Below are 2,312 nucleotides of genomic sequence, written 5' to 3'. Positions count from 1 at the left end.
TCCCACTGGCAATCCCAGCCATGCCACCAGCCCGATAAAGAAGCCGCCCAGCGCGCCGCCAAAACAGGCGGTAATAAACGGCTTCAGACGCGGCAACGTGACGCCATAAATCAGCGGTTCGCCGACACCGAGCAAACCTGGCACAATCGCGCCTTTGATCTGTTTACGCAGCTGCGAGTGTTTATCCGCTTTACACCATAACGCCAGCGAGGCACCAACCTGCCCGGCGCCAGCCATCGCCAGAATGGGAAAGAGCGAATTAAAGCCCTGGGTTTCCATCAGCGCGAAATAGACCGGAATAAAACCCTGATGAATGCCAAACATCACCGCGATCAAAAACAGTCCGGCCAAAATAGCGCAACCAAATGGATTGTTATTGAGATGAATAAACAACCATGACATGCCTTTAAACAGTTCACCGCCAATCGGCATAATGACCAGGAAAGTCACCGCGCCGGTAATTAATAACGTCAGCAACGACGTCAGGATCATATCGAGATTATCGGGAATGATTTTTCGCAGCTGTTTCTCAATCCAGGCACCAAATATCGCCGCCAGCAGCACGCCTATAATATTGCCGCGTGGATCGATCACCATGCCGAAGAAATCCTGCATCCCGCTGTAATAGCCAACTTTGGCGTCAGGCACATAACCGAGCACAAACAGCGAGGCGATGATGGCCCCGTTCACGCCGGTCCCGCCAAAGGCTTTCTGCGCGTTGTAGCCGATCAAAATACTCAGGAAGGTGAACAGCCCTTTGCCGAACACCTTCATATACGCCACGGTATCCAGCAGCCAGCGCGCGTGATCGCCCGGCTGATTGAGCTGGAAGATCTGTTCAATCAGCGTGGCGAAACCCAGCAGCAAACCGGCTCCGATGAAACCGGGGATCAGCGGCGTAAAGATGGTGGCAAAGCATGAAAGAAAACGGTGCAGCGCGCTGGTCTGTTTCGCCTTCATCTGCTGTTTTTGCGCGCTGGCGATGGCCTGCAGATCGTTTGGCGTCTGCTGATTGAGCAGCGCCTGCATTTTCTCCGCTGCGGTTTGTGCTTTGCCGGGCCCGAGCACAATTTGCAGCTGCGCATCGCTGTCGATCACACCCAGCACGCCCGGCAGCGTTTTGAGTGTGGCGCTATCCACCTGCGTGGCATCGTTTAGCGTCAGGCGCAGACGCGTCATGCAGTTGCCGCACTGCAGCACATTGCTGGCGCCGCCAACCGCCTGCAGAATATCGCGCACCAAACCTTCGGTAATGGCCGCCATCATTGCGCTCCTGCGTCACGTAAAGCGTTGCGAATAAAGCCCTGATTCTGACTCAGCAGCGATTTCGCTTCATCGGCAGTTAATCCCGCCAGCACCATGACAATCGCAGTTTTACAATGCCCATTACACGCCGCCAGCGCCTGCTGCGCGGTGGCATCGTCACAGTCGGTGGCTTGTTTGACGATGTTCACCTGGCGCTGCACCAGCTTCTGATTAGTGGCTTCCACATCGACCATCAAATTGCCGTAAACCTTGCCGCTGCGAATCATCGCGCCGGTGGTGAGCATATTGAGCACCAGCTTCTGCGCAGTTCCTGCCTTCATGCGCGATGAACCGGTAACCACTTCCGGGCCCACCACCGGCGTTAGCGCCACATCCGCGGCCTGCGACATCGGGCTGTTGGGATTGCAGGTTAACGCCGCAGTATATGCGCCCTGCTGACGCGCATACGCCAGCGCGCCCAGCACATACGGCGTGCGGCCGCTGGCGGCAATCCCGACCAGCACATCATTAGCATTGAACTGGATATCCCGCAGATCCTGCGCACCTTGCTCAACATTGTCTTCGGCGTTTTCCACCGCCTGCAGAATCGCGGTGTGGCCGCCGGCAATCAGCCCAACCACCTGGCTGCGCGGCGTGCCAAAAGTCGGCGGACATTCGCTGGCATCCAGAATTCCCAGACGACCCGACGTGCCCGCGCCGCAATAGATCAAGCGACCGCCTTTGCTGAAGGCTTGGGTGATGGCATCCACCACCTGCGCAATTTGCGGCACGATGGCTTCCACCGCCAGCGCCACTTTTTTGTCTTCATGATTAATCACCCGCAGCATGGCTTCGGTGGACAGCTCATCAATGTTCTGGCTGGCGGGATTACGACCTTCGGTGATCATCTGGCTGAGATCGATCTGCATGCGACACTCCTGTGAGAGAATAATTTATTCGTAAAACTATATATCACACAGAATTGTTAATTCCTCTGCTGCGCGTGATTTTTTTGCTTTTGCCACAGCAGGCATAAAAAAACCCGCCGAAGCGGGTTTCAGTGCGTA

General features: G+C 55.9%; 2 protein-coding genes. Both read right to left on the bottom strand.

From position 1 onward, the window contains the following. Nucleotides 1–1,263, bottom strand: a 1,263-nt coding sequence (gene murP / locus RTY00_RS23750) for a PTS N-acetylmuramic acid transporter subunit IIBC (RefSeq protein ID WP_312666607.1), incomplete at its 3' end; no start/stop codon positions are given. Further along, nucleotides 1,263–2,174, bottom strand: coding sequence for an N-acetylmuramic acid 6-phosphate etherase (gene murQ, locus RTY00_RS23745; RefSeq protein WP_312666606.1), 912 nt, complete (start codon nucleotides 2,172–2,174; stop codon nucleotides 1,263–1,265). The genes murQ and murP, both read right to left, overlap by 1 nt. Nucleotides 2,175–2,312: the final 138 nt, after the last annotated feature.

This window comes from Pantoea sp. CTOTU49201 (assembly GCF_032054795.1).
Classification (GTDB): Bacteria; Pseudomonadota; Gammaproteobacteria; order Enterobacterales; family Enterobacteriaceae; genus Pantoea; species Pantoea symbiotica.
This window is presented reverse-complemented; position numbering and strand designations above follow the sequence as displayed.